Source organism: Micromonospora vulcania (assembly GCF_042658605.1).
In the GTDB taxonomy this organism is placed as follows: domain Bacteria; phylum Actinomycetota; class Actinomycetes; order Mycobacteriales; family Micromonosporaceae; genus Micromonospora; species Micromonospora vulcania.
Genome location: NZ_JBHSQS010000001.1, coordinates 145,634 through 165,840 on the forward strand (window position 1 = coordinate 145,634; position 20,207 = coordinate 165,840).

Sequence of the window (20,207 nt, forward strand, 5' to 3'; positions counted from 1 at the left end):
GTTCCATCTTCGGCAGGTGGGGTGGGAAGGGAACATCCCCCGTACCGCGCGGGGCGGTGCGAGGGATGTCGGGTGGGGCTGTGGTCAGTCCGCGGTCGCCTCGGCCGGCGTACCAGCACCGGAACCGCCACCACGGCGGCGCCGGCGGCGACGCGGCTTCGACGGCTCGTCGTCGGACGCGGCAGACTCGGTCGGGCTCGCGTCGGCGGAGATCACCGCGGTCGGTTCGCCCGCGACCACCTCGCCGGCCCGGCGGCGACGCCGACGGCGCGGGGTACGGGTGCCCTCCTCGGCGGCGTCCGTCGGCGCTTCGGCGACCGGCGCGGCAGCGTCGGAGCGGTCCCGACGGCCGTCGCCCCGGCCACGGCGCTCGCCCCGACCCTCGCTCCGGCCCTCGCCACGGCTCTCACCGCGTCGGGAGCCTCGGCCACCGCTGTCGCCCCGGCGGGAACGGGTCGTCCCACCCAGGTCTTCCTCGATCTCGGCGGACAGGCCGGCCCTGGTCCGCTCGGCGGTGGGTAGCGTGCCGGTGACCTCGGTGGAGATGTGCAGGTCGGTGTAGAGGTGCGGCGACGTGTGGTAGGTCTCCGGCGGCTCCGGCATCTCCAGACCGAGGGTCTTGTCGATGATCCGCCAGCGCGGCATGTCGTCCCAGTCGACGAAGGTCACCGCGACGCCGGTCGCCCCTGCCCGGCCGGTCCGGCCGATGCGGTGGGTGTAGGTGTCCTGGTCTTCCGGGCAGTCGTAGTTGATGACGTGGGTGACGCCGGTGACGTCCAGACCCCGGGCCGCCACGTCCGTGGCGACCAGGATGTCGATCTTGCCGGCGCGGAAGGCGCGCAGCGCCCGCTCCCGGGCACCCTGGCCGAGGTCACCGTGCACCGCGGCGACCGCGAACCCGCGGAAGTCGAGGTCCTCGGCGACCCGGTCGGCGGCCCGCTTGGTACGGGTGAAGATCATGGTCAACCCGCGACCCTCCGCCTGGAGGATGCGCGCCACCACCTCGACCTTGTTCATCGAGTGGGTGCGGTAGACCAACTGCTGGGTCTGCGGCGACGGACCGGTCTCGGCGGTGTGCCCGGCGTGGATCGTCATCGGCTGGCGCAGGAAGCGCCGGGACAGGGTGACGATCGGGTCCGGCATGGTGGCCGAGAAGAGCATGGTCTGCCGGTCTTCCGGCAGCATCGCCAGGATCTTCTCGACGTCGTCGAGGAAGCCCAGGTCGAGCATCCGGTCAGCCTCGTCGAGGACGAGTGCGCGCACCCGGTCCAGTCGAAGGTGCTTCTGCTTCTGCAGGTCCATCAGTCGACCGGGGGTGCCGACCAGGATCTCCACGCCCTTGCGCAGCGCGTCGATCTGCGGCTCGTACGCCACGCCGCCATAGATCGGCAGCACCCGTACGCCCCGCGTCCGGCCGGCGGCGGCGAGGTCCTTGGCGACCTGGATGCCCAGCTCGCGGGTGGGTACGACGACCAGCGCCTGCGGGACGCCGTCGCTGCCCTCGCCCGGCGCGAAGACCCGCTCCAACAGCGGTACGCCGAAGCCGAGGGTCTTGCCGGTGCCGGTCGGCGCCTGGCCGATCATGTCGACGCCGCGCATCGCGATCGGGATCGCATATTCCTGGATCGCGAACGCGCGGGTGATGCCGGCCGCGGCCAGCGCCTCGACGGTCTCGTCGCGGGCGCCGAGTGCGGCGAAGGTCGGGGCCTCCGGTCGGACCGGAGCGGTGGGGGCCAGCTCCTGGCCGTCCATCAGGTCTTGAGTCAGATCGCTCATGTGGATGTGGGGGTGCCCTCTCGTGGGTGCGCCCGTCATGTCCTCAGGGCGCGTTCGGTATGGCGCGGGCCACACGGTCGGCGGCGGAATGCCGAGCCGGACCGGGCCGCACGCGCTCCGCGGGCTGAACGTCGATCAGATCGGCGCCCACGGCAACTGCTCCATGCTACCTGAACAGGCAGGCTCACGTCCCGATTCCCGGTCGGCCAGCCGCCACGCGGGGCGGCCCAATGTGAGCTGCGTCACATATTTCTGGCGTCTGAGCCGTATCACGCGCGGGCCACACCGTCAGGTCCGCACGCGGTAGCCTGCGCTCGTGTCCGCGCCGACCACCCCCGGTACCGCCGTCGCCGACCTGCTGGGCCTGGTCGCCTTCGGTGAGCTGCTCGCCTTCGAACGGATGGCCGGCGACGCCCGGCTCGCCCCCGACCTGAGCCGTCGTGCCGCGCTCAGCGAGATGGCCGCGGCCGAGATCGCCAACTACCGCCGGCTCGCCGACCGCCTCACCGCGCTGGGCGTTCCGCCCGAGGAGGCGATGGAGCCCTATGTGGGGCCGTTGCAGGCGTACCACGACTCGACCGAGCCGCGGGACTGGGCAGAGGTGGTGACCAAGGCGTACGTCGGCGACGCCATCACCGACGACTTCATGCGGGAGGTCGCGGACGCCCTCGACGAACCCGACCGGCAGTTGGTGCTGGAGGTGCTGCACGACTCCCGGTACGCGGAGTTCGCCGCCGCGGAGATCCGGGTGGCGGTCGCCGCCGACGCCCGGGTGGCGGACCGGCTCTCCATGTGGGCCCGGCGGCTGGTCGGCGAGGCGCTCTCGCAGGCCGGCCGGGTCGCCGCCGAGCGGGCCACGCTAACCGCGCTGATCGCGCAGGGCGACCGGGTCGACGTGCCGGGGCTGTTCCGGCGGCTCACCGCCGCGCATACCGCCCGGATGGCCGCCGTCGGGCTGAACAACTGACCACCCGGGTCATCGGGTGCCGTGCCGGCCCGCGGCAGGTGGGCCGATGCCGACCTGCCGCGATGGCCGGACCGGTCAGCGGACGGTGAAACCGACCGAGCGGGGCGATGCCTCGGCGATCTCGACGTAGGCCACCTTCTCGATCGGCACGATCACCCGCCGGCCCTTCTCGTCGGTCAGGGAGAGCGTGCCGCCGTTGTTGGCGAAGGCGTCGGTCACGATCTGCTCGATCTCGGCCGGCGTCTGCGCGCTGTCCAGAACCAGCTCGCGCGGCGCGTACTGCACGCCGATCTTGACCTCCACTGTGCCTCCTCAACTGGGGCGAAAGAACCGCCCTGCGAAGGCTATCCGATCACCGGGCCGGCGGTCAGGCTGACTCACCTTGCAGCGGGAAGCTCGCGATGCCCCGCCAGGACAGCGCGGCCACCAACGCCTCGGCCTCGGCCTTGGGCACCTGCCGGCCGCCGGCCAGCCAGAACTGCGCGGCCGTCTCCGCCGCGCCCACCAGCCCGGAGGCGAGCAGCTCGGCATGCGCCCTGCTCACCCCGGTGTCGGAGATGATGGTGTCGGTTATCGCCGCGATGCAGCCCTGCTCGACCCGCTCCACCCGCTGGCGTACGGCCGGGTCGTTGCGCAGGTCCGATTCGAAGACGAGGCGGAACGCCTCGCTCTCGTGGTCGACGAAGTCGAAGTAGGCCCGCACCGACGCGCCGACCCGATCCTTGTTGTCGCTGGTGCCGCGCATCGCGTCGTGCACCTTGGCGACGATGGCGTCACAGTGCGTGTCCAGCAGAGCCAGGTAGAGCTCCATCTTCCCGGGGAAGTGCTGGTAGAGCACCGGCTTGGAGACCCCGGCCCGCTCGGCGATGTCGTCCATCGCCGCGGCGTGGTAGCCCTGTGCGACGAACACCTCCTGCGCCGCCGCGAGCAGCTGCTTACGGCGCGCGGAACGGGGCAGGCGGGTAGGCCGGCCGGCGGTCTGTGCACCGTTCCCCACAGCGGTCATGGGATCCTCCGAGTTCTCCGTACGAGCCGGCATTATCCCCCCAGACCGGGCGACGCCCCTGACCTCCGTCGTGGAAATGGCCCGCCGCTGTAACTTATCGCCACTCTCACCACACGGTAGCCTCAGCGAGGGCGACCAAGGAGCGCGCGGTGAGTGAAACAGGGCAACCCGGAGCCGCCACCCCGGGAGAGAACGGCGACGGAGCGGGTCAGCACGACGACCCGGGCCGTTCCGGCGGTGGCTGGGCGCCCCCGGCGGGTGGATGGTCGCACGCCGTGGAGCGCGAGGGGCCCTGGGAGCAGCCGCCACGCTGGCAGCCCGACCCCGCGTCCGGCTGGCGCACGTCGTCCGCACGGCACGGCGACCTGCCACCACCGGTGGCCGGGCAGCCCGCTGACCCCGAGCCGCCGGCCCGGGTCAACGGCCATCACGTCAACGGCGTCCGCCACCCCGGTGCCGACGTTCCGGAAGGTCGTTCCGCGCCAGTGAGCGCGCCGCCGGGGCTGGGCGCCGAGGACCGCGGCGACCGGCTGGTGGTGCCCGCCCAGCGTCCCGTACCGCCGCTGGAGCAGGGGACCGGCGAGCCCGATGGCGGCCCGACCCGGCCCACTCCCGCCGAGCAGGGCGGCGGCCACGTCGCCCGCTGGACCAGCCCGGGGCTGCCCACCTCGGCGCCGCCGGCCGTCCAGGTGCCGCCCGTCGGCACCGCCGCCTCCGGCTTCGAGGTCCCACCAGGCTTCCACGCACCCACCGCCGAGCGGCTGGCCGCCGACGAACCGCCGGCCGGCCCGCGCGGCTGGCGGGACCCGCACCAACCGGAGGCGTCGGCCGAGCCGGGCCGGGCCGCCGGGCACGCCGACGAGCCCGATCCGGGCCGCGCCTTCGAGGGAACCCGCGCACCGGACGCGCCCCGCGCCGGGGAGCCGTCGACCGTCGAACCGGACTGGTCCGGGCCGAGTTGGAACCGCCCGAGTTGGGGCAGCGGCTGGGCACCACCCTGGTCGCGCCAGGACGGCGAGCCGGCCGACCGGCAGGCCCGGGACGAGCCCGCGCCCGGCTGGGAGGCCGAGCCCAACCAGCCGTACGAGCCGGTTCGCGCCGAGCGGACCCGCCCGTACGAGCCGGTCCGTGCCGACCCGCCCCGCCGGTACGACGTCACCCCAGCGGAGCCCGAGGCAGCGCCGGAGCACCCCACTTCCGAGCCGGCCGAACGGCCCTTAAGGGCCGGCGGGCGTCCGACGGCGGCTTCCGCCAACGCGCCCGGGGAATCGTCCGGGGCCGAGTCGGCGGAACCGCCCTCGTGGGCCGGCAGTTCTGCCCCGACCAGCGGCCCGCCGGCCGAGCGGCCGTCCTGGGCCGGGCCGGCACCCACCACCGCCCCGCCGTCCCGGCCGTCGTGGGCCGGTGACCCGGACTCGAAGCCGACCAGCTCTGCGCCGTCTCGGCCGTCCTGGGCCGGCGGTGGGGATCCGGCGTCGACCAGTGCCCGGCCGTCCTGGGCGGGTGGTGCGGATCCGGCGTCGACCAGCTCTGCGCCGTCTCGGCCGTCCTGGGCCGGTGGCGCGGATCCCGCGTCGACCAGTGCCCGGCCGTCCTGGGCGGGTGGCGCGGATCCGGCGTCGACCAGCTCTGCGCCGTCTCGGCCGTCCTGGGCCGGTGGCGCGGATCCCGCGCCGACCAGTGCCCGGCCGTCCTGGGCCGGCGGTGCCGATCCGGCGTCGACCAGCCCTGCGCCGCCTCGGCCGTCCTGGGCCGGCGGCCCGGATCCGGCGTCGACCAGCGCCCGCCCGTCCTGGGCCGATGCTGCCGATCCGGCACCGACCAGCGCACCGCCGACCAGCGCGCCCGCTGCCGGTGTTCCGGACCCGGTCCCGACCAGCGCACCGCCGGCGCGACCGTCCTGGGCCGGCCCGGCTTCGACCGACCCGCCGCCGGCTCCGACCGACGCGCCACCCGCACCGGCGGGTCCGCCACCGGCACCGACGGGACTGCCGGCACCGGCCGGCCCGGCGCTGACGGCGGAACGGCCCTCCTGGGCCGGTGGGTCGCCGGCCACCCCGAGCAGCGCCGCGCGGTCCGAGCGACCCGACTGGTCCGAGGGGCGCATCCCCGCCACCCCGATCGAACGTCCGTCCTGGCCGGGCGCCCGGTCGGCGAGCACGCCCCACGCGAGCGAGGCGGGTGAGTCGTCCGGCCCGCTCCGGCCCGAGAGCCGGCCGGCCGCACCGTTCCGGCTCCGCCCGGCGACTCCCGAGCCGACCGGCCCGTCCGCCGTCGAGCCGCCCCGCGCCGCCTCCGCGCCGCCCGACGAGACGCCGCCGGCCTCGGCCGGTACTGGCTCGGCCCCCGCCACGGGCGGGCGTCGCGACCGGACGCCACCCGCGTCCGCTCCTCCCTACGAGGCTCGCCGATCCGCCCCCGACCCGACATCTCCGACCGACGACGACCGGCGGCCGGACGCCACGGCGGTGCTGCCGCAGCGCGTCCCCGCGGAACCGGACGTGCCCGTCGTGCCGGAGCCGCCAGCCGTGGAGCCGCCCGCCGAAACTCCGGAACTCGCCCGCAGCGCCACCCATCTGCGGCGCGACGACGAACCCGCGCCACTGCGGGAGCGTCCCGAGGGGTTCGACGTGAACGCCATCCTGGACGCCGTACGGGAGGTGGCCGGCGTACGCGACGCGGCGCTGCGCCGTACCCCGGCGGGGGCGCACAGCCTGCGGCTGGACCTGGCCGACGGCGCCGACCCGGCCGACGTGAGCCGTCACGTGGCCCGGCTGTTGCAGGAACGGATGGGACTGGCCGCCGCCCCGCAGAACCTGCCCCCCACCCCGCCGGCACCACCGGTCCGCCGTCGGGCGGCCGAGCCACGGGGTGCCACGGCGCGTCCCCCGGAGCCCCGAAGCGCCGAGCCGAGCGAAGCCGGAGCGGAAGCGCGTACCGGGGAGTTGCGGGCCGCCGAGCCGCCCGTGGGTGATCGGGCCGAGAGCACTCCGGCGGGTTCCGAGCAGTGGGCCGGGGCGGATGCCTCGCGTCGCCGCCGGGCTGCGACCACCCCGCATCGGGGGCGTGCCACGGTCGAGGAGCCGGGGTCGGTCTCGGCCGCGCCCGCCGGCATGGCCACCGGCAGCCCGGCGACGGTCGGTACGTCGTACTCCGGTGGTCAGGTGACCACGACGGAGTCGGCGCCGTCCCGCCCGCTGGACACCGGCGGTACGCCGGGGCCGCGGGTGGTGATCGACCACGTGCAGGTCAGCACCTTCGGGCTGGACGCCAACGTCGAGGTCCGGCTGCTGGCCGGCAGTGAGAGCGCCTCCGGTTACGCCACCGGGCCGGCGGTGGACGGCTACGTGTTGCGGCTCTGCGCGGTGGCCGCGGCGGCCGCGGTCGACGAGTTGCTACGCGTCGCCGAGAACGCCGAGCGGGGGCGCTGCTTCGTCGAGCACGCGGCGGTGGTGCCGTTCGGCAACTGCGAGGTGGCGACCGTGGTGGTGCTGCTGGTCTGTGACGGCTGGGTCGAGCAGCTCGCCGGCTCGGCCCTGGTGGCCGGCGATCCGCGGCAGGCGGTGGTGCGGGCGACGCTGGCGGCGGTGAACCGTCGGCTGGAGGCGCTGCTGTCCTGAGTGGTCCGGGGCAGACTGGGCGGATGAAACGTGCCACCCTCTGGCCGGACCATCTCCTTCCCGAGGATCGGATCCCGCCGCCGTGGCCGGGCCGGGCGGTCCGGCTCGGCGGCTCGGTCACGTACGTGCGGGACACCCCCGCCACGGCCGCCGGCGCGGAGCCGGCGCTGTACGTGCACGGGCTCGGCGGCTCGTCGCAGAACTGGACCGACCTGGCCGGGCTGCTCGCCGACCGGCTCGACGGGCAGGCCATCGACCTGCCGGGGTTCGGCCTCAGCGCGCCGGGTCGGCGCTACACGATCCCGGCCTTCGCCGATCTGGTCGTCCGGTGGATCGAGCACTCCGGGCGGGGGCCGGTTCACCTGTTCGGTAATTCGCTGGGCGGCGCGGTCGCGGTCCAGGTGGCCGGCCTCCGGCCCGACCTGGTCCGGACCCTCACCCTGATCTCTCCAGCGCTGCCGTTCCTGGACTTCCGTCGCTCGTTGCAGGGGCGGATGCTGCCGGTTCTGGCCATTCCCGGCGGTGAACGGTTGGTCGCCAAGCGGCTCACCCAGCTCGCGCCCGAGTTGATGGCCGAGCAGGTGCTCGAGGCGTGCGTCGCCGACCTGAGCCGGATCTGCGAGCAGCGCCGCGCCGAGGCGCTGGAGGAGATCCGGGTGCGCTACGAGGCGGACCACTACGCCGCCGCGTACGTCCGGACGTTCCGTGGGCTGGTCTCCAGCTTCCTGCGGGCGTACCTGCCGGGGGCGGGCTCGCTCTGGCGACTCGCCCGGGCGGTACGCGCGCCGACCCTGGTGGTGGGCGGCCGGCAGGACCGGTTGGTCGACGTACGGGTGGCGCCGCAGACCGCCCGGGCCATCCCGGACAGCCGGCTGCTGATGCTCGACGGCGTCGGTCACGTGGCGCAGTTGGAGGTGCCCCGGCTGGTCGCACGTGCGGTGCTGGGCCTGCTCACCGAAACGGAGGAGACCGCCGGGCGGCCTGATCTGGCAGGCTGAGCCGGATGCCCACCACTGTCCGCCGCCCCGCTCGTCGTCAACGACGTTTGGCACTGGTTGCCCAGCTGGCGGCAGTCGTGCTGGCCATCGGCACGACGGTGAGCGTGATCGCCGAGGGACCCGGTGGATACCCGGACGCCGATCGGCTGGCCGCCGAGGAGATCGCCGCCCGGCCGCCGTTGGTCGCCGCGCCGCTGCCGCCGTCGGCCACTCCGTCGCCGTCCGGGTCGTCCGCCGCTCCGTCGAGCCCACCGCCGGTCCTACGGCTGGCCGGGGCGGTGCCGACCGCCGGCACCGGCCGTTTCGGCTACGACGACCGCACCGGCCCGGTGCTGGGCCGCGCGGGTGAGTTGCGGCGCTACCGGGTGGCGGTGGAGTCGGGCAGTGGCGAGGACGCGGGCGAGTTCGGGCAGGCGGTCCGGACGGCGCTCGCCGGCCCGGGCAGTTGGGTCGACAGCGGCCGGATGCGGTTGCAGCAGGTGCCCGGGGGCTCGGTCGGGGACTTCGTCGTCTACCTGGCCACGGCGCGTACGGCGGGGCGGATGTGTGCCGACGGTGGGGTGGACATCCGGGTGGATGGCCGTCCGTACACCTCGTGCCGGGCACCCGGCAAAGTGATCATCAACCTGGACCGGTGGCGGCTGTCCGTGCCGCACTTCGTCCGGGCCGGCGTGCCGCTGTCGGTCTACCGGACGTACGTGGTCAACCACGAGGTGGGCCACCAGCTCGGGCACCGGCACGAGCGCTGCCCCGGTGCGGGTCGGCCGGCACCGGTGATGATGCAGCAGACCCTCTTCCTCGACGGGTGCCGGGTCAATCCCTGGCCGTACGTCAACGGTCGCCGCTACGCCGGCCCCGGGCTCTGAACGCCCGTTCCGACGCGCCGATCCGCGCCGTTCCGACGCGCCGATCCGCGCCTCGATCAGGCACGATGCGGCAATGGCGGCAAAAGCAGCGAAATGCCCGATTAATCTGGCACGCTGGATGACATGACGCCGTTGTCCCCTTACGGCCCGCCCGAGCCGCCCGAGCGGTCGACGTACCGGGTGCCGGGCGAGCGGCCGACGCTGATGCGGATGCGTCGGCGACGTCGCCGCAGCGTCCTGCTGGGCCTGTTGGTGCTCGCCGCGGCCGGCGGGATGATGGTCGGCCGGGGTGGCGAACCACCGGCCGAGTCGCCCGCCCCCACTCAGGGTCGGATGGGCCACGGTGGCGGAGTGGACGCGCAACCGGCTCCCACCAGCTATCCGTCGGTCGGTGCCGGCCGCTTCACCGGAGCCGACGGCGACACCCCGGTGTACGGCGAGGACGGGCCGCTGCGTCGTTACCGGGTCACGGTCGAGCGGGGCACCGGTCAGGACGCGCACGCCTTCGCCGCCGCCGTGGACTCGGTGCTGACCGACCCGCGTAGCTGGATCGCCTCCGGTGAGCTGCGGGTGCAGCGGGTGGCCGACGTCGGGACCGCCGACTTCACCATCTATCTGGCGACCCCGGTCACCTCGGAGCGGATGTGCGCCGAGGGTGGGCTCACCACCGAGCGCTACACCTCCTGCCGGCTCCCGGGCCAGGTCATCATCAACCTGGCCCGCTGGATGGAGGCGGTGCCCGACTACGGCGCCCCGCTCGACACGTACCGCACCTATGTCGTCAACCACGAGGTGGGCCACGAGTTCGGGTTCGAGCACGAGGCCTGCCCGGGCCCGGGGGAGCCGGCCCCGGTGATGCAGCAGCAGACGTACGGTCTGCAGGGCTGCGTCGCCAACGCCTGGCCCTACCTCGACGGCCGTCGCTACGCGGGGGACATCGTCCCCTGATCGACCGGGTCGTCGGTTATTCCCGCTCCCGCATCGCGGGCCACGTGTCCTCCCTCATGGCCGAGCGGGGTGCCGGCGAGCAACAATGGCGCGGTTCACACCGCCGATCCCGGGGAGTCCACCGTGTCGTTGCCCCCGCTCGTCGAGCCCGCCGCCGAGCTGACCGTTGACGAGATCCGCCGCTACTCACGCCACCTGATCATCCCGGACGTCGGAGTGACCGGCCAGAAGCGGCTGAAGAACGCCCGGGTGCTCTGTGTCGGCGCCGGTGGCCTCGGGTCGCCGGCCCTGATGTACCTCGCCGCGGCCGGGGTCGGCACGCTCGGCATCATCGACTTCGACACCGTCGACGAGTCCAACCTGCAGCGTCAGATCATCCACGGCGTCTCCGACGTCGGCCGGTCGAAGGCCGAGTCCGCCGCCGCCTCGATCCGCGAGATCAACCCGCTGGTCAACGTGGAGATCCACAACACCGCGCTGGACCGGGAGAACGTCCGCGAGATCTTCTCCCAGTACGACCTGATCGTCGACGGCACCGACAACTTCGCCACCCGCTACATGGTCAACGACGCCGCGGTGCTGCTCGGCAAGCCGTACGTCTGGGGCTCGATCTACCGCTTCGACGGCCAGGCTTCGGTGTTCTGGGCCGAGCACGGCCCCTGCTACCGGTGCCTCTACCCCGAGCCGCCGCCGCCCGGCATGGTCCCCTCCTGCGCTGAGGGCGGCGTGCTCGGTGTGCTCTGCGCGTCGATCGGCTCGATCCAGGTGAACGAGGCGATCAAGCTGCTCACCGGCATCGGTGAGCCGCTGGTCGGCCGGCTGATGGTGTACGACGCCCTGGAGATGGAATACCGCAAGATCAAGGTCCGCAAGGACCCGAACTGCGCGCTCTGCGGCGAGAACCCGACGGTCACCGACCTGTTGGAGGACTACGAGGACTTCTGCGGTGCGGTCTCCGACGAGGCTCAGGAGGCGGTGGTCGACTCGACCATCACCGCGCTGGAGCTGAAGGAGTGGCAGGACGCCGGCAAGGACATCTTCCTGGTCGACGTGCGCGAGCCGGCCGAGTACGAGATCGTCCGGATCCCCGGGTCCACCCTGATCCCCAAGGGCGACATCATCTCCGGCGAGGCGCTGGTGAAGCTGCCGCAGGACCGGCAGATCGTGCTGCACTGCAAGTCGGGCGTCCGCTCGGCGGAGGCGCTCGCCGCGCTCAAGGCGGCCGGGTTCCGGGACGCCGTGCACGTACAGGGCGGCGTGCTCTCCTGGATCAAGCAGATCGATCCCGCACTGCCCGCGTACTGACCGCGCGCCGGGGCGGCCCGCTAGACCGCCGCCCCGGCACCGCCGCCCCGGCTGCGCGCAAATCGACGCAGGCGGCTCCGAGGGGCCCTGTGCCCGGAGCGACGCAGCCAGTTCCGGCTGGCCGATTCTCCGAGGCGGGATCGCGTCTGCGCAGGTAGCGTTCCCGCCGTGGTCGATTTGGAAGCCGCGATCGGGTTCGTCGTGGCGCATGGGGACGCGGTGGAACGCGCGCGCCTCTCCTGGCTGCGCAACGGCACGCCGGTGCCCGCCGAGCTGTTGGAGACGGCCGAGGTCGGCCAGGCTCCCGACGGCGGCTGGCCGGCGACCTGGGGCGGCGAGATCGCCTCGATCGACGCCACCTGCTTCCGGCTCGCCAAGCTGGACGACCTGGGCGCGCTCGGCCGCCCCGCCGCGCGCCGAGCCCTGGACTGGCTGGCCTCCCGGCAGCAGGCCGACGGTGGCTGGGCCGAGGATCCGGCGCTGGCCGACTCCGCTCCGGAGTGGGCCCGCCCCGGCGACCCGGAGGCCGCGCTCTTCCTCACCGCCAACGCCGGCTTTTGGCTCACCGTCGCGGGCCTGGACGCCCGCGCCGCGGGTCCACTCGACCACCGGGTCGGCGGGGTGTACGCCGGCGTGGTGCAGGCGGCGGCGCACTCGCTCGCCGCGCGGCTGCGCCCGGACGGCAGTTGGCCGTCGTTCCTGGCCGCCGGCTGGCTGAGCGCGGCGGTGCTGCATCGGCAGGACATGTTCCAGGAGTCGGCGCGGATCCAGGTGGTGCTCGCCGAGCGGATGCCCAAGATGTCACCGGGCGACGCCGCCTGGCTGGCGGCCACCCTGCGCCGGGTCGGCATCGACCCACAGGACTGGATCATGGTGCGGGCGCTGCGTCGGCTGGCCGAGACCCAGCGCAGCGACGGTGGCTGGGAGAGCGACGACGGGCACCAGTTCGACGTGCACGCGACGCTGCGCGCGATCCGGGCCTGCCGCCCGGCGCCGATCAGCTAGCGCAGGTGGCCGTTCCCGGTGACCACGTACTTGGTGCTGGTCAGCTCGGGCAGACCCATCGGGCCGCGGGCGTGCAGCTTCTGCGTGGAGATGCCGATCTCCGCGCCGAAGCCGAACTCCCCGCCGTCGGTGAACCTCGTCGAGGCGTTCACCATCACCGCCGCCGCGTCCACCCGGGCGACGAACTCGCGGGCCGCGCTTGCCGAGTCGGTGAGGATGGCCTCGGTGTGCCCGGTGCCGTAGCGCCGGATGTGCGCGACCGCCGCGTCCAACGAGTCGACCACCGCCACGGAGATGTCCGCCGACAGGTATTCGGTGGCGTAGTCCTCCTCGGTGGCCGGGACCACGGCGGCGGAGTGTGCCGACACCTCGGGGGAGCCGTGCACGGTCACCCCGGCCTCGGCGAACGCGGCCAGCATCGGCGGCAGGAACGCGTCGGCGACGTCCGCGTGCACCAGCAGCGACTCGGCCGTGTTGCAGGTGGACAGCCGCTGGGTCTTGGCGTTCAGCGTCACCGCGACGGCCTGCGCCACGTCGGCGGCGGCGTCCACGTAGACGTGGCAGTTGCCCACGCCGGTCTCGATCACCGGCACGGTCGACTCCTCGACAACGGTGCGGATCAGCGACGTGCCGCCGCGCGGGATCAGCACGTCGACCAGGCCGCGGGCGCGCATCAGCTCCTTGACCGACTCGCGGGAGCTGGCGTCGAGCAGTTGCACCGCGTCGGCCGGCAGCCCGGCGCTGGCGACCGCGTCGCGTAGCACCGCGACCAGCGCAGCGTTGGAGTGCGCGGCCGAGGACGATCCGCGCAGCAGCGCCGCGTTGCCGGACTTCAGGCAGATCCCGGCCGCGTCCACGGTCACGTTCGGGCGTGCCTCGTAGATGATGCCGACCACCCCGAACGGCACCCGGATCTGCAGTAGCTCGAGGCCGTTGGGCAGGGTCGAGCCGCGGACCACCTCACCGACCGGGTCGGGCAGCGCGGCCATCTGGCGCAGCGCGTCGGCGATGCCGGCCACCCGGCCCGCGTCGAGGGCGAGCCGGTCCAGCACGGCCGCGCTCAGCCCGGCCTCGCGGCCGGCCGCCAGGTCCGTCGCGTTCGCGGTCAGGATCTCCGGGGTACGCGCCACCAGCGCGTCGGCCATCGCCACCAGCGCGGCGTCCTTGACCGTACGCGTGGCCACGGCCAGCGTCTCTGCGGCCACCCGGGCCCGTCGCGCCTGCTCAACGACGCTCATCCTGCGCTCCTCAAGTGTTAGGAAGGGCCCCTTGTACAACACGAGGCGTTAATAAGGTGCCCTTGCTTACAGCAATACGAGGTCGTCGCGGTGGACTACCTCACGTTCGTACGCGGGGCCGAGCGCCGCGGCGAGTTCCGAGGTGGAGCGGCCGAGTAGCCCGGGCAACTCGACCGCGTCGTAGTTGACCAGGCCTCGGGCCACCGGGGCGCCGCCGACGTCGACCAGATCGACCGGATCTCCGGCGGTGAACGTGCCGTCCACGGCGGTGATGCCGGCCGGCAGCAGTGACTTGCGCCGCCCGACGACGGCGGCCACCGCGCCCGGGTCGAGGTGCAGCCGACCTCGCGGTGAGGTGGCGTGGGCCAGCCAGAAGAGTCGGGCCGTGGGGCGCCGCCGCTGCGGGTGGAACAGCGTGCCGACCGGCTCGCCGGCCAGCGCCTGGGCGGCCAGGTCGGCGGCGGTGAGCACCACCGGTATGCCGAAGCCGGTTGCGATCCGGGCCGCCTCGACCTTGGTCACCATGCCGCCGGTGCCGACGCCGGATCGACCGGCCCCGCCGATGGTGACTCCGGCGAGATCCTTCTCGTCGCGGACCTCGGAGATCCGGGTCGACTGCGGCCGGGCCGGGTCGCCGGTCCAGAGCGCGTCCACGTCGGAGAGGAGCACCAGCAGGTCGGCGTGCACCAGCGCGGCGACCAGGGCGGCCAGCCGGTCGTTGTCGCCGAACCGGATCTCCTCGGTGGCCACCGTGTCGTTCTCGTTGACGATCGGCACCGCGCGCAGGTCGAGCAGCTTGCGCAGCGTCCGGTACGCGTTGCGGTAGTGCGCCCGCCGGGTCACGTCGTCGACGGTGAGCAGTACCTGCCCGACGGTCAGACGGTGTCGGGCGAAGCTGGCCGCGTACCGGCCGATCAGCAGGCCCTGCCCGACACTGGCGGCGGCCTGCTGGGTGGCCAGGTCGCGCGGGCGTCGGGTCAGCCCGAGCGGGGTCAGGCCGGCGGCGATCGCGCCGGAGGAGACCAGCACCACCTCACGGCCGTCGGCGGCGAGCCGGCCGAGGGTGTCGACCAGCGCGTCGACCCGCTCGTTGGCCAGTACGCCGGTGGCGGTGGTCAACGAGGAGGATCCGATCTTGACGACGACCCGTCGGGCCGTCGTGACTGCTTCGCGCACCCGCCCATTCTGCGTGGTCATGGCCGCGCTGCCCGGCGGCCTTCCCATATGGTGGCGGATTGTGACACCGGACGAGTACGTCGAGGCGGTGCTGGACCTGGTCGAGCGGATCCCGCCCGGGCGGGTGATGTCGTACGGCGCGGTCGCCGACGCGCTGGCCGCGCGCTCCGGCCGGGCTTCGGCCCGGTTGGTCGGCTCGATCATGGCGCGGCACGGCGGGGCGGTGCCCTGGCACCGGGTGGTGACCGCCTCCGGGCGGCTGCCTCCGGGGCACGAGCGGGAGGCGCGGGCCCGGCTGCGGGCCGAGGGCGCGCCGCTGCGCGGCGAGGGCGTGGACGTCAGGTCGGCGGGTTGGTCGCCTGAGGAGGGGATGTGACCGTCGACATAACGTGAGTAACATTCGGCCCCATGAACGCGCCGTCCGGTGTTGCCGCCCCGCCAGCCGCCGGCCCGCTGTCCCGGCCGGTGCACGCCGGGTACGCGCTCGGCTCACTGGCCACCGGCGCGTTCGGCACCGTCCCCGGCCTGTTGCTGCTGCCCTACCTGACCGACACGCTGGGCGTCGCGGCCGGGCTGGCCGCCCTGCTGGTGCTGCTGCCCAAGGCGTGGGACGTGCTGGTCAACCCGGTCGCCGGGCGGATCTCCGACCGCACCCGGTCGCGGTGGGGTGCCCGCCGGCCGTACCTGCTCTTCGGCGGTCTCGCGCTCGCCCTGCTCTTCGCGGGCATCTTCGCCGCGCCGTTCGGCAACGGGCCGGCCGCCGTGGCGTACGTGGCGCTCGCCTTCCTGGCCACCGCGACCGCGTTCGCCTTCTTCCAGGTGCCGTACGTGGCGATGCCGGCGGAGTTGACCGACGACTACGCCGAACGTACCCGCCTGATGACCTGGCGGATCGCCGTCCTGGCGCTGGCCATCCTGGTCTCCGGGGCGGTCGCCCCGCTGGTGGTGACCGCCGGTGGCGACGGCGTGCCCGGGCACCGGTGGATGGGCCTGTTCGTGGCGGTGCTGATCGTCGTCGGTGCCCTTGGCGCGTTCTTCGGCACCCGCTCCGCGCCGGTCGGAGCGGTGGGCGTCAGCGAGCCGACGCTGCGCGCCCAACTCGCCGTGGCCGGCGCCAACCGGCCGTTCCGGGCACTGCTGATCTGCTTCGTGGTGCAGTCCGCCGGGGTGGCGACCATCCTGGCCGGGGTCAACTACTTCGCCGGGCAGATCCTGCGCGACGAGGACAGCGGGCCGACCCTGCTGTTCGTGTGCTTCGTCGGGCCGGCGCTGCTGGTGATGCCGCTCTGGACCCGGGTCGGCGCCCGGCTGGGCAAGCGGGCCGCCCTGGTCGCCGCCGCTCTGATCCTCGCCGTCGGGGCGCTGGCCCTGGTCGCCGCGCCGGTGTTGCCGCCGGTCGCGGTCTACCTGCTGGTCGCGGTGCTCGGCGTCGGCTACGCCGGGCAGCAGGTGTTCGCGCTGGCCATGCTGCCGGACTGCATCGCGTACGACACGGCGCGCACCGGCCGCCGGCAGGCCGGAGTCTTCACCGGTCTCTGGACCGCCGGGGAGACCTTCGGCCTGGCCCTCGGTCCGGGCATCTACGGCCTGGTGCTCCAGCTCTCCGGATACGTCTCTTCCGACACCGGCAGCGCCGCCGCGCAGTCCGACCAGGCCCACCTCGGCGTCCTGCTCGGCTTCACCGTCCTGCCGGCCCTCCTGATCGGCCCCCCGATTCTGCTGCTGCGCCGCTACAACCTCACCCCCGCCGTCCTGGCCGCAGCCACGCACCACGGCCGCGTCGACCAGGACGTCACGGCGGGGGGCCGTCACGAGAAGGGCACCATGACTCAATGATCGACGAGAGCAGGGTGGAGGCCGGGGCACTGTCCCGCGACGGGGTCGCCGCCGAGGTCGTGCTTGCCGAGGTACGCAGGCTGCGAGGGCTGGACCGGCCCACGCACGGCGGGCGGTTGTTCGCGTACGTCTACGACCCGGCGGTGCCCGGGTTGGACGACCTGGCCGCCGCCGCGCACCGGGAGAGCGCGCACGTGAACGGGCTCGATCCGACCGCGTTCCCGTCCCTGCTGGCGATGGAGAACGCGCTGGTCGCCGCGGCCGGCCGGGTGCTCGGCGGTGGGCCGGGCACGACCGCCCCGGACGTGGTCGGCACGGTCACCAGCGGTGGCACCGAGTCGCTGATCCTCGCGGTCAAGTCGGCCCGGGACGCCCACCCGGAGCTGGCCGCCCCTCGGATCGTGGTGCCGGCGAGCGCACACGCGGCGTTCGCCAAGGCAGCGCACTACCTGCGGGTGGAGCTGGACGTGGTGCCGGTCTCCCCGGACACGCTGCGACCCGACCCGGCCGCGATGGCCGCGGCGATCCGCCCGGACACGGTGCTGGTGGCCTGCTCCGCGCCGTCGTACGCGCACGGGGTGGTGGACCCGGTCGCGGAGATCGCGGCGGTGGCCGCGGCGGCCGGGGTGCGCTGCCACGTGGACGCCTGCTTCGGCGGCTGGACCCTGCCGTACCTGCGCCGACTCGGTGAGCCGGTGCCGGCGTTCGACTTCGCGGTGCCCGGGGTCACCTCGATCTCGGTGGACCTGCACAAGTACGCGTACGCGCCGAAGGGGGTGTCGGTGCTGCTGCACCGGGACGCCGCGCTGCGCGCCTCCCAGTACTTCGCGTACGCGGACTGGCCCGGTTACACCATGATCAACCCGGTGATCGCGTCCACCCGCTCGGGCGGCCCGATCGCCGCCGCGTACGCGACCCTGCGGCACCTCGGCGACGCCGGCTACCTGGCGCTGGCCGAGCGCACCCGGGACGCGGTAGCCGGGCTGGCCGCCGCCGTACGCGGGGTGGACGGGCTGCGGCTGATGGCCGAGCCGGAGTCGACCGTGGTCTGCTTCACCGCCACCGAGGACGGCCCGGACCTGTTCGTCCTGGTCGACGAGCTGACCGCGCGGGGCTGGCACACCCAGCCCCAGCTGTCGTACGCCGGCCTGCCGGCCAGCGTGCATCTCACGGTGACCGCCTCGGTCGCGCCCCGGGTGGCCGAGTTCGGGCCGGACCTGGCCGACGCGGTCGCGGCGGCGCGGGCGGCCGGCCCGGTCCCGCTGCCCGCGGAGCTGGTCGCCCTGGCCGGCGCCCTCACCCCGGACGCGCTGACCCCGGAGGTGGTCGCCGGTCTGGCGGCCGGGCTCGGGCTGGGCGATGCCGGCGACGCATCCACGCCGGACCGGATGGCGGTGGTGAACACCCTGCTGGACGCCGCACCGCCGGCGTTGCGGGAACGCCTGCTGGTGGAGTTCGTCGGGCTCCTGCAACGTCCCGCCTGGACGGCGGGAGCCTGAACGCGCCGCTGCCCCGCCGTATCGGGCGGGGCAGCGGACGGCTTCACCAGCCGAGGCTCACCAGGGCTTGAGCGTCGCCTTGTTGTCTTCCGGCGTGAGATCGCGCCATGGGCGGTCCTGCTGGTCACGGTCCGTCACGACGATGACCGGAGGTTCCGGGTACTCCTGCCGCGTCCCGCTGGGCACCGCCTCCTCGAAGGTGTATTTGCGGGTCTCGCCGGCCGGCACCCCGTCCAGCAGACACGGCAGGTCGTTGGGCTCGGTCTTCGGCGGCGGATCGCACTTCGACCAGTCTCCGCCCGTCCGCTCGCCCAGGCCCAAGCCCTCGAAGCTGATCCGCTCCGCGTCACGGGGGCCGACGTTCTTGACGGTCAGGATGGTGGTGAGGTATCTCCGGGTGTCGTTCTCGAGGTACGCCCCGAGTTTGTACGTGAGCGTCAGGCGCAGATCGGTGAGCCGCGGGTCCCTCCCGAACTTGGTCGGGCCGTCGGTCTGGATGAACCGGCCACCCTCCCACCGGTACGTGCGCTGCTGTTCCTGCCGCCAGTACGACGGGGTGCCGCAGCACGGCTGGAGGTCGGCCACCTGCACCTCGACCGCACCGGCCGAGGTGACGTTCAACCCGCGGATGTCCTCGACATCGACGTCGGTGGTCCGGACGGCCCGGCCGAGCGTCACGATCCGTCCACTGTCGTCCCGGTCGAAGGCGACCACCTGCTTCGCCAACGCCTCGCCGTACCGGCAGGCGACGACGGCCACCGTCTCCTCGGCGCCGTCACCGTCCAGGTCGGTGTGGCCCACCGGCAGATCGGTGAGCAACGGAACGAAGTCCACGCTCGAACTCGTCGCCAGGCGGACGTTCGAGGTGATGCAGGTCGTGGGCACGAACGATGGCCAGCCCGGCAGATCGAGGCGGGCAGCGAGCAACTGTGCCCGGCTGATCCGGCCGTCCGGCGCACCCGGACTGGCGGGTGCGCTCCCGGTCGCGCTCGGCGAGCCGGTCGCCGACGGCGTCGGTTCGACCGTCGGCGGGGCCGTCGGTTCGACGGATTCCGCCGGCACCGGTGGGGTCTGGTCGCCGCGCAGCGCGGCGTTGGCGACGACCGGGGCCACCACCAGGACGACCGCGGCGGCAGCCACCGCCACCGCCGTCGCCCGCCGACGTCGGCGCAGGGTGTGCCGGGCCTGGTCCGGGCCGGGGCCAACGGCCCGCGTTGTCACCTCGTTGCGGTACGCGGCGAACCGCTCCCGCAGTCGCGGATCGATGTCAGACATCGCACACCCCCTCGGTGTTCTCGTCCAGCAGGCCGGCCAGCGCGACCCGCCCCCGGTGCAGCCAGGACTTGACGGTGCCTTCGGCCACCCCTTCCTGAATGGCGATCTGGTTGACCGACAGGTCCGCCAGGTAGTGCAGGATGACCGCCCGACGGTGGTTGGCGGGCAGCTTCGCCAGCGCCGCGTCGATGGCCACCCGGTCCGGTGTCGGACCGTCCACTTCGGCCTCGGTCGGCCGCTGCCGCAGCAGGTGGTTGCGGGCGGTACGCAGCCGGCGCCAGCGGCTCCGCGCCAGGTTCCACGCGACCCGGCGGACCCAGGCCACCGGATCGTCGTACCGGACCAGCCGTTCCCAGCGGGCCACTGCCCGACAGAACGCCTCCTGGGCAAGGTCCTGGGCCTGTGCGAGATCCCCGGTGTACGCGCACAACTGCGCGGTGACGCTCCGGAAGTGCGCGTGGTAGAAGTCATCGAAGGTGATCGCCGCGGCACTCAGCCCTCCGGCCGTCAGCGTCGCCGGCGGTTCGTTGGCGCGGGCTCCCATCATTGCTGTCACTGCCCCTCCCCGTTGCCGTAGGGCCGGTGCCCTGGGCGCCCGTAACACTCCACGGCGGCGGGTGTGGTTGCGCACGATCCTGCCGCGAACCCGACAGCGCGGCGCGAAGCGGCACGGCCCCGGCCGGCTGACCGGC

At 73.9% G+C, this 20,207-nt stretch carries 16 protein-coding genes and 1 pseudogene; 10 read left to right on the top strand and 7 right to left on the bottom strand.

Annotated features, from left to right (window positions below; all coding sequences use genetic code 11):
- Positions 1 to 84 precede the first annotated feature (84 nt).
- Complete coding sequence (locus ACFQGL_RS00705; RefSeq protein ID WP_377503922.1) at positions 85 to 1,776, bottom strand: DEAD/DEAH box helicase; 1,692 nt, start codon at positions 1,774 to 1,776, stop codon at positions 85 to 87.
- Between the two features lie 316 nt (positions 1,777 to 2,092).
- On the opposite strand from ACFQGL_RS00705, the gene ACFQGL_RS00710 reads away from it, so the two are divergent.
- Positions 2,093 to 2,743 carry a ferritin-like fold-containing protein gene (locus ACFQGL_RS00710; RefSeq protein WP_377503924.1) on the top strand — a complete coding sequence of 217 codons (651 nt, stop codon included), beginning with the start codon at positions 2,093 to 2,095 and terminating at the stop codon, positions 2,741 to 2,743.
- 75 nt (positions 2,744 to 2,818) lie between these two features.
- Here ACFQGL_RS00710 and ACFQGL_RS00715 read toward each other — a convergent pair whose 3' ends face one another.
- Positions 2,819 to 3,046, bottom strand: coding sequence for a DUF3107 domain-containing protein (locus tag ACFQGL_RS00715; RefSeq protein WP_377503926.1), 228 nt, complete (start codon positions 3,044 to 3,046; stop codon positions 2,819 to 2,821).
- A gap of 64 nt (positions 3,047 to 3,110) precedes the next feature.
- Positions 3,111 to 3,749, bottom strand: a complete 639-nt coding sequence (locus ACFQGL_RS00720; RefSeq protein WP_377503928.1) for a TetR/AcrR family transcriptional regulator — start codon at positions 3,747 to 3,749, stop codon at positions 3,111 to 3,113.
- Positions 3,750 to 5,422: 1,673 nt separating this feature from the next.
- Here ACFQGL_RS00720 and ACFQGL_RS00725 point away from each other — a divergent pair.
- The 6 genes and pseudogenes from ACFQGL_RS00725 to ACFQGL_RS00750 all read left to right on the top strand — a co-directional run.
- A pseudogene (locus ACFQGL_RS00725) lies at positions 5,423 to 7,369 on the top strand (hypothetical protein); the annotation flags it as partial.
- 23 nt (positions 7,370 to 7,392) lie between these two features.
- On the top strand, positions 7,393 to 8,367 hold the full coding sequence (locus tag ACFQGL_RS00730; protein WP_377503930.1) for an alpha/beta fold hydrolase: 975 nt from the start codon (positions 7,393 to 7,395) through the stop codon (positions 8,365 to 8,367).
- Positions 8,368 to 8,372: 5 nt separating this feature from the next.
- Entirely contained in the window at positions 8,373 to 9,233 is an 861-nt protein-coding gene (locus tag ACFQGL_RS00735; RefSeq protein ID WP_377503932.1) for a DUF3152 domain-containing protein, read from the top strand.
- A 123-nt stretch (positions 9,234 to 9,356) separates the two neighbouring features.
- Complete coding sequence (locus ACFQGL_RS00740; protein WP_377503934.1) at positions 9,357 to 10,181, top strand: DUF3152 domain-containing protein; 825 nt, start codon at positions 9,357 to 9,359, stop codon at positions 10,179 to 10,181.
- Between the two features lie 123 nt (positions 10,182 to 10,304).
- The gene (gene moeZ, locus ACFQGL_RS00745; RefSeq protein ID WP_377503935.1) at positions 10,305 to 11,486 is read left to right on the top strand and encodes an adenylyltransferase/sulfurtransferase MoeZ; all 1,182 of its coding nucleotides are present in this window, start codon (positions 10,305 to 10,307) and stop codon (positions 11,484 to 11,486) included.
- Positions 11,487 to 11,654: 168 nt separating this feature from the next.
- A complete protein-coding gene (locus ACFQGL_RS00750) occupies positions 11,655 to 12,491 on the top strand; it encodes a prenyltransferase/squalene oxidase repeat-containing protein (RefSeq protein ID WP_377503937.1) in 837 nt (278 codons plus the stop codon).
- On the opposite strand, the gene ACFQGL_RS00755 is transcribed toward ACFQGL_RS00750, so the two are convergent.
- Together ACFQGL_RS00755 and proB are read right to left on the bottom strand one after the other, a co-directional pair.
- Positions 12,488 to 13,729: a glutamate-5-semialdehyde dehydrogenase gene (locus ACFQGL_RS00755; protein WP_377503939.1), complete on the bottom strand. Its 1,242-nt coding sequence runs from the start codon at positions 13,727 to 13,729 to the stop codon at positions 12,488 to 12,490. The two genes, ACFQGL_RS00750 and ACFQGL_RS00755, sit on opposite strands and share 4 nt — an antisense overlap.
- 66 nt (positions 13,730 to 13,795) lie before the next feature.
- On the bottom strand, positions 13,796 to 14,905 hold the full coding sequence (proB, locus tag ACFQGL_RS00760; protein ID WP_377503941.1) for a glutamate 5-kinase: 1,110 nt from the start codon (positions 14,903 to 14,905) through the stop codon (positions 13,796 to 13,798).
- A gap of 61 nt (positions 14,906 to 14,966) precedes the next feature.
- Here proB and ACFQGL_RS00765 point away from each other — a divergent pair, with 61 nt between their 5' ends.
- From ACFQGL_RS00765 to ACFQGL_RS00775, 3 genes are read left to right on the top strand one after another with little or no spacing between them, the layout of a single operon-like run.
- Entirely contained in the window at positions 14,967 to 15,281 is a 315-nt protein-coding gene (locus ACFQGL_RS00765; RefSeq protein ID WP_377503943.1) for an MGMT family protein, read from the top strand.
- Between the two features lie 32 nt (positions 15,282 to 15,313).
- Complete coding sequence (locus ACFQGL_RS00770; protein ID WP_377503945.1) at positions 15,314 to 16,741, top strand: MFS transporter; 1,428 nt, start codon at positions 15,314 to 15,316, stop codon at positions 16,739 to 16,741.
- Complete coding sequence (locus ACFQGL_RS00775) at positions 16,738 to 18,240, top strand: pyridoxal phosphate-dependent decarboxylase family protein (RefSeq protein WP_377503947.1); 1,503 nt, start codon at positions 16,738 to 16,740, stop codon at positions 18,238 to 18,240. Before ACFQGL_RS00770 ends, ACFQGL_RS00775 begins: the two co-directional genes overlap by 4 nt.
- Positions 18,241 to 18,297: 57 nt before the next feature.
- On the opposite strand, the gene ACFQGL_RS00780 is transcribed toward ACFQGL_RS00775, so the two are convergent.
- Both ACFQGL_RS00780 and ACFQGL_RS00785 read right to left on the bottom strand, forming a co-directional pair.
- Entirely contained in the window at positions 18,298 to 19,515 is a 1,218-nt protein-coding gene (locus tag ACFQGL_RS00780; protein WP_377503949.1) for a hypothetical protein, read from the bottom strand.
- Positions 19,508 to 20,062, bottom strand: coding sequence for a SigE family RNA polymerase sigma factor (locus ACFQGL_RS00785; protein ID WP_377504658.1), 555 nt, complete (start codon positions 20,060 to 20,062; stop codon positions 19,508 to 19,510). The genes ACFQGL_RS00780 and ACFQGL_RS00785 overlap by 8 nt, the downstream gene beginning before the upstream one ends.
- Positions 20,063 to 20,207: the final 145 nt, after the last annotated feature.